This window comes from Sphingomonas corticis (assembly GCF_012035195.1).
Lineage (GTDB): Bacteria > Pseudomonadota > Alphaproteobacteria > Sphingomonadales > Sphingomonadaceae > Sphingomonas > Sphingomonas corticis.
Map to the genome: position 1 here is coordinate 1 of NZ_JAAVJH010000039.1, position 6916 is coordinate 6916.

General features: G+C 66.6%; 8 protein-coding genes. 4 read left to right on the forward strand and 4 right to left on the reverse strand.

Annotated features, from left to right (window positions below; genetic code table 11):
- Window positions 1–168: 168 nt before the first annotated feature.
- The 4 genes from HBH26_RS20015 to HBH26_RS20030 all read right to left on the reverse strand — a co-directional run bounded on the left by HBH26_RS20015 (window position 169) and on the right by HBH26_RS20030 (window position 4052).
- Window positions 169–1140: an ExeA family protein gene (locus HBH26_RS20015; RefSeq protein WP_007406337.1), complete on the reverse strand. Its 972-nt coding sequence runs from the start codon at window positions 1138–1140 to the stop codon at window positions 169–171.
- Between the two features lie 12 nt (window positions 1141–1152).
- Entirely contained in the window at window positions 1153–2814 is a 1662-nt protein-coding gene (locus HBH26_RS20020) for an IS481 family transposase (RefSeq protein WP_007406365.1), read from the reverse strand.
- Window positions 2811–3473 carry a recombinase family protein gene (locus HBH26_RS20025; protein WP_007406363.1) on the reverse strand — a complete coding sequence of 221 codons (663 nt, stop codon included), beginning with the start codon at window positions 3471–3473 and terminating at the stop codon, window positions 2811–2813. Before HBH26_RS20025 ends, HBH26_RS20020 begins: the two co-directional genes overlap by 4 nt.
- 183 nt (window positions 3474–3656) lie before the next feature.
- Window positions 3657–4052, reverse strand: coding sequence for a MerR family transcriptional regulator (locus HBH26_RS20030; protein ID WP_007406344.1), 396 nt, complete (start codon window positions 4050–4052; stop codon window positions 3657–3659).
- 115 nt (window positions 4053–4167) lie between these two features.
- Here HBH26_RS20030 and merC point away from each other — a divergent pair, with 115 nt between their 5' ends.
- The 4 genes from merC (at window position 4168) to HBH26_RS20050 (ending at window position 6612) form a co-directional block, all read left to right on the forward strand.
- Entirely contained in the window at window positions 4168–4593 is a 426-nt protein-coding gene (gene merC / locus HBH26_RS20035; RefSeq protein ID WP_133177339.1) for an organomercurial transporter MerC, read from the forward strand.
- A gap of 77 nt (window positions 4594–4670) precedes the next feature.
- Window positions 4671–5000, forward strand: coding sequence for a mercuric transporter MerT family protein (locus HBH26_RS20040; protein WP_007406366.1), 330 nt, complete (start codon window positions 4671–4673; stop codon window positions 4998–5000).
- Window positions 5000–5221: a GDCCVxC domain-containing (seleno)protein gene (locus HBH26_RS21115; RefSeq protein ID WP_082450164.1), complete on the forward strand. Its 222-nt coding sequence runs from the start codon at window positions 5000–5002 to the stop codon at window positions 5219–5221. Before HBH26_RS20040 ends, HBH26_RS21115 begins: the two co-directional genes overlap by 1 nt.
- 44 nt (window positions 5222–5265) lie before the next feature.
- A complete protein-coding gene (locus tag HBH26_RS20050) occupies window positions 5266–6612 on the forward strand; it encodes a dihydrolipoyl dehydrogenase family protein (protein WP_007406355.1) in 1347 nt (448 codons plus the stop codon).
- Window positions 6613–6916 lie beyond the last annotated feature (304 nt).

Here is a 6916-nt window from a genome sequence, read left to right on the forward strand (position 1 = left end):
TGTAGCGGCCTGCAATGATGGTCGGCCCGGCGCGAGATTATAGGTCTATTCTGGCGCACGCTCCGTGAGACCGAAGCCGTGCTCTAGCGCACTATAGTTGAGAACGGGCGCACCTCGGGTGAAACGGACGCGAGACGCAGGCCACGCGACGCACGCTACGTGAGACGTTCATATTGGCAGTCCCGCGATGCGCATCTCGTCCGTTAGTTCGGTCGCCCGTGTACCCTCCAGCTCGCCGCGCATGAGCTTCCTGATCTCGGCGGGCTTGGCGTCGAACTGGTCGCACAGCGCCTTCACGTCGTAGCCGTGCCGGTTCAGCTCTGGCTCTATGTCGTCGAGGCGGCGCGACAGCACGCCGTCAACGATGGTGCCGTCGATCGGCTTGGCGCCGATCCCGAACCCCGCCTCGAACGCGCGGACGAGGTAGCGGCTGAGCTGGAGCGGCGTCTTCAGCCGCGCGGCGAGCAGCGTCGCCGCGTCGTCGGTGATGACCTCCTCGGGCTCGACGCCCTCTTCCAGCGAAGCCCGGAGCACCCAGTCGATGAAGTCGCGCTGCCGGTCGCGCAGCCCTCCGAACTCGAACAGCGTCGTGCGGTCACCCACCTCCTCCATGGTGGGGCGACGCAGGTCGTTCTTCAGACGCGGGTAGCCCAGCATGACGACCGAGAGTTGCCCGCCACCCTCCTGAACCAGCTCGACCAGACGCTTGAGCGCCTTCAGTGTGTTGGCGTGGAGGTCGTGCGCGTCGTCGACGAAGAGCGCGACCGGCTTCTTAGCCTTGCGGAACAGCTCCTGGAGGTCGCGCTCGCGGCGCTCGGCTTGGCGCGAGATGGTGGGTAGCTTGTCCGGGCTGAGGTCGTAGAACAGCGCCGACACGAGCAGCGGCACCGTGATCTTGGCCTTCTCCAGGCTGAGCGCGCGCGACACGATAACGCGGTTCTCGCGCTCCAGCGCCTCGCGCAACCTGCGCACCAGCAGCGACTTGCCCGACCCGATCACGGCCGTGAGCGCGATCAGCCGGCCCGCCATGATCGTCGTACGCAGGTCGTGAACGATTTGCTTGTGGTGCTCAGTCTCGTAGAACCCAACATCGACTGGCGGTCGGGCAAGCCGGTAGTGGTGCATGACTTCGGTCAGCATGGGGCAGGCTCCTCATCCCGCATGGGCGCGGCCGGGCGGGAACCGTTCGCGGATGGCGACCATCACCTCCGCGCGGACCAGCGTGCGGGCGAGCAGGTCGGCGATGAATTGGAGGTCGTCCGCGCTGAGCTTGCCGAGCGGCACGCGCAGCTCTTCCGCGATCGCCGCGCGCGCCTTCAGCGGCGTGGCGAACGCCAACTCCTCGAACCGGTCGGGACCGTCGAATGGGCGGGTGGCGAGCATGGCGCGGTGCGGCTCGCGCGCGATCAGGTCGGGCTCACCCGACAGCGCGGAGCGCGGGATGGAAATGCGGGTCGCGAGTTCGGCGACGCGGTCCTGGCGGACATCGCGCCTGCTCTTGCGGTGCTTGCGGTAGCGATGGAGCGGTACGGGGCCGCCCACGGGATCGAACGGACCGTAGCGCTCGTCGCCATGCTCGGCGAACAGCTCGGCGTCGAACAACCCCCACCACAGCACGACCGCCTCGCCGGCAAGCTCGGGGTCGAGCTCGTAGGTGACCCCCGCGACCGACACCCGCGCGTCCAGCCCGACCATGCGCCGCTCGGGCTCGCGCGCGAACGAGCAGAACCGCTCCCACGCGCACATCGCGCGGACCCCGCCCTCGGGCTGGCGCTCAAGCCAGTCATCGACGCGCGAGTGAGCCTCGTGCCGGTGATCGCGCGCATTTTCGCGATCGACGAACCGGGTCAGCCAAGCGTTCGCCTCGGCTTCGGTGTCGGGCTGGTGATGATGGTAGAGTGTCTCGTGCGCCTCCTTCACCGTCCGGAACGGCCGCTCGACCTTGCCCTTGGCGCGTGCGGTCGTGCGCGCACCGTCCGATCCGGCCGGCATGTGCGGAGTGACGATCACGTCCAGGCTCTCCATTACCCGCTTGAACACGGCTGACTTCGCGACGGGGCCGTTGTCGAGGTGGAGTTGCTTGGGGATACCCTGGAGCGGGTTGGTCGTGCCGTCCGGCTTGGCCGACATGGCGCGGAACAGGAAACCGAGCGCCGCCTCGACATCCTCACCATATACGCAGTGGTATTCGAGGTAGGCGAGCCCCGACCGGTCATCGACGACCGAGAACAGCATCAGCGTGGGCGCGCCGCCCCGTTCCAGGTCGACCCAGGGCGGGGGAACCGCGAGTTGCTTCAGGTCGGACGGGCTCAGGTCGAAGTGCCACAGGTCGTTGGCGTGCTCCGCCTGGAAACGGACGGCCGCGGGCTCTCGTGTCAGGCGCGCGTGGTCATACCCGAGCCGGCGCATATGTCGGTTGAGGGTCGAGATGGTGAGCAACCCGGGCGCGAGCTTGCGATGGCCATCGGGCGTGTGGACCCCATGCTCCTCGACCAGCCTGAGCGCCCGCGCGGTCGAGAGGTGGCGGCCCTTCCTGTTGGTGGTGCTCTTCTTCACCGCAGCGACGATCTCGCACCAGTGTTCGATCTCGCCGTCGCCCATGACGCGCGCGTGCCCGCGATCGGAGCGGTGCGCGTCGCGGGGACGGTGCTCGCCGCGTAGCGCACGGTACAGGGTGGCGCGCGACACGGCGTAGAGCCGGCAGGTCGACGCCATCATCTCCTTGCGGTCGGGGTGCCGGGGCGGCAGCGCCGCGAGGCGTCGTTTCAGGGTCGCGAGCGCCTCGGCTGGAACGGGCGCTCGCCAGACGGTCACGCCGCTTGTCGCTCTTCGCGAGCCCGGGTGGGAGGTTTGGGCATCGCCTTCCCGTCGAGGAGCGCCTGGCCGGGGGCCTTGGGCGTGCCGTCGCCGTTGATGTAGTGGTAGAGCGTCGTGGTCGTGATGCCGAGCCGCTTGGCCACCTCAGCCGCGACCGCCTTCCGGTCGCTCATCGCCGCCATTGCCATTTGCAGCGTCGAGCGGTCCATCTTGCGCGGGCGCCCGCCCAACCGGCCCCTGGCGCGCGCTGCAGCGAGCCCGGCGCGCGTACGCTCGGTGATCAGCTCGCGCTCGAACTCGGCAAATGCGGCGAAGATGCCGAACGCGAGCCGGCCATTGGCGGTCGTCGTGTCGATCTGCGCGCCGGCACCCGTCAGCACCTTCAGCCCGATCCCGCGCGAGCGCAGATCCTCTGCGGTGATGACGAGGTGACGGAGATCACGGCCGAGCCGGTCGAGCTTCCAGATCACCAACGTGTTGCCGGGCTGGAGCGCCTTCAGGCACGCGGTCAGGCCAGGCCGAGCATCGTGCCGACCCGATGCGAGGTCCTCGTAGATGCGGCTCGGGTCGACGCCGCCCGCGAGCAGCGCGTCGCGCTGCGGCTCCAGCGTCTGGCTGCCGTCGGCTTTCGAGACGCGGACGTATCCGATCAGCATGAGAAGGCCGGTTCACCCGCAAGGAAAGACAGCTACCACCCTGCATTCTGACGCTGGTTTCCGCAACGGCTTTTCTCGTTCTGAACGGCCGCGATCGGGTGGCCGATTGCGACCACAAGGAAACCGGACGTATTTCTTGCGAGCCGCGCGCGGTGTTGGGAGAAGCGGTAATGCACTGCCGTCTTAGGCAGGAGACAGGGCTTCAAGGATGCCGCACTCGGCAACGGTGCCGTGTCCGCATCGGTCGATGATACGCGCCAGCTCGCCATCCAGGGCTGCCAAGTCGGCGATCTTGCGCTCGATCGCCGCCCTGTGCTCGCGCGCGATCGTCTCGACCGCGGCACAGGACCAATCGCTATGGTCGGCCAAGCCCAGCAGCTCTCGCACTTGGTCGAGACTGAAACCAAGGCCGCGCGAGCGGCGAATGAATGACAGCCGGCGAAGGGTCGCCGAAGCATAGGTCCGGTAGTTGCCTTCGGTGCGCGCCGGCGCGGGCAGCAAGCCGATCTCCTCATAATAGCGGATCGTCTGCACCTTTGTGCCGGTCGCCTTGGCGAGGTCGCCGATTTTCAGAGCCACGGCCCTTGACCCTACAGTTGCTGGAGGGTGCATATAAGGTTTCGACTATGATCCTGTCGAGGAGCCAAGGCGAGCGCGGTGAGTCGCTGCGGCGGAGCGGGTGAAAGGAACGGCTGTGCCTACTGAGGACTCCCTAACGCGAACGGCCGATAAAACGGGTGTGATCGGCGCGATCATCGCCTCGTTCGGCTGTGCGGCGTGCTTTCCCGCCCTTGGCAGTCTCGGTGCCGGGATCGGCCTGAGTTTTCTGAGCCAGTATGAAGGCCCCTTTATCCGATACGTTCTGCCGCTCTCCGCGCTCATCGTATTGGCGGCGAACCTCCGCACCGGCCTTCGTCACAAGACCTGGCTGCGCCTAGCGTTAGGCGTCACTGGACCTGTGCTTGTTCTCATCGCCGCCCTGCTGATGTCGCTTCGCGGCGTTCGGGCGGAATGGGTGCTGTATGCGGGGCTGGTGTTGATGATCGGGGTGTCGATTCTCGATCTTGTTTCGCCTCCGGGGCGGCGGTTCAGCAATCCGATCCCATCGAGGAACAGATAATGACGGATACCGTCGCAAGGCAACCCTCAACACCGGGTGGGCCGCCCGTCCGGGGTGTCGCATCAATAGCGGCTGCGTTGGGCCTGGGCGCGGTCACGGCCGCCGCGGCCTGCTGCGTTCTGCCACTCGCGCTCGCCTCGCTCGGCGTGGGTGCTGGGCTCGCCGGCAGCTTCGTAGGGCTGGCGAGCATTCGCGCGCCGCTTCTGGTGCTGAGCGCGGTCGCGCTCGTGGTCGCTTGGGCCATGTGGTGGCGCAAGCGCGAGACGGCCTGTGCGCCGGGGGACGCCTGTGCGGTTGATGTCAGGTCGCGCCGGATCGTCGGCCTCCTGATTGCGGCAACTGTGCTGGTCGGCCTGGCCGCTATCTGGGGCTCGATCGAGCCTATCCTCATGAATTGGGTGTTGTAATGCTGCTCACCTCCACGTTGACCTGCCCCAAGTGCGGCCACCAATCGACCGACACCATGCCGACCGATGCGTGCCAGTTCTTCTACGACTGCAAAGGCTGCGCCGCGGTGCTTCGCCCCAACGCCGGGGACTGTTGCGTTTATTGCTCCTTCGGTGACGTGCCCTGTCCCCCGATACAGGAAGCGCGCGCGTCGGGATCAACGGCGAGCTGCTGCGCCTGACGGCACGCCAGCCGGGGAACCTGAACCACGCCAAGGAGAAGCTCGTGCCCGACACCTATGATCTGGTCGTCATCGGCGCGGGAACTGCCGCGCGGGTAGCGGCCATGCGCGTTCGCAAGGCCGGCAAGAGCGTCGCCGTGATCGACTGCCGACCCTATGGCGGCACCTGCGCCCTGCGCGGCTGCGATCCGAAAAAGATGCTACGCCACGGGGCCGCTGTGATCGACGACGCGCGCCGGATGCGGAGCAACGGCGTGGTGGGAAAGGACTGCATCGACTGGCGCGAGTTGATGGCGTTCAAGCGCACCTTCACTGATCCGGTGCCGGGGAAACATGAACGAAGCTACCATGAGGCCGGGGTGGATACCTACCACGGCCCGGCTCGCTTCACCGGCGCGAACAGCCTCGTCGTGGAGGGAAAGACGCTGGTTGGCGGCCATTTCCTTGTTGCCAGCGGTGCCGAACCGGTCCCGCTCGGCTTGCCCGGCGAAGAGCACGTCATCGACAATGAGGCGTTCCTGGCGATTGAGAGCCTGCCCCGGCGCATCGTGATCGTCGGGGGTGGATACATCGCGGCGGAGTTCTCTACAATCGCGGCGAACGCCGGGGCGCAAGTGACCATCCTCCAACGCGGGCCGCGCATGTTGACCGGCTTCGACCCCGATCTGGTCGGCTGGCTGATGCCCCGCCTGCGCGATGCGGGGATCGACGTGCAGCTCGATACGGAGGTCGAGGCGATCGACAAGACAGGCGACGGCTTCTCGGTTCGCGCCTCCACGGGCGGGGTGAGCAAGAGCTTCGCGGCCGATCTGATCGTCCATGCTGCCGGGCGACGCCCGGCGCTCGAAGCACTCGACCTCGATGCGGCGGGGATCGCACACGAGCGGGGCCGCCTCACGCTCAACGAGCATCTGCAAAGCGTCTCCAACCCGGCGGTGTATGCTGCCGGCGACGCGGCCCAGATGGGGCCTCCGCTGACGCCGGTATCGAGCCATGACGGCAAGGTCGTCGCCGGCAACATGCTCGAAGGCAACCACCTCCGCCCGGACTATCGGGGTATCCCCAGCGTCGCCTTCACGCTTCCTCCCATCGCTTCGGTCGGGCTCAGCGAAGCCGAAGCGCGCGAGCGGGGCCTGCGCTTCCGCGTGAAAAGCAATCTGGTCCCCAACTGGTACTCCGCGCGGCAAGCGGCCGAACCGGTTTATGGGTTCAAGGTGATGGTCGATGAAGGCGACGACCGGGTGCTCGGGGCTCACCTGGTCGGACCGCATGTGGACGAGGTCATCAATCTGTTCGCGCTCGCGATCCGGCATGGTCTGACGGCCGACGATCTGAAATCGACCATGTTCGCTTATCCGTCCGGGGCTTCGGATATCGGCTACATGCTGTGATTAAGCGGTCCAATGAACACCAATTCAGTGGGTCCGAAGGCGATAGCCGCTAACTCGGCGTCACATCAATGGGGCTCTCACGATCGTAACATGCGCACAGTCCAGCGACGGATGCGCGTCGCCGGTGCCGATTTGAAGGTCTCACAAAGCGTGCGCTGACTGATGACCGTCTCGCGTCCGTCTCAAAGATCGTACGCTGGTTCTCGAATAACGTGCGCCCAAGCACCTCGACGGTCTCACAGACTATGCGCCAGAGTGCGCCCTTTATCTCGCGTCGAACCGATCATCATTGCAGGCCGTCACA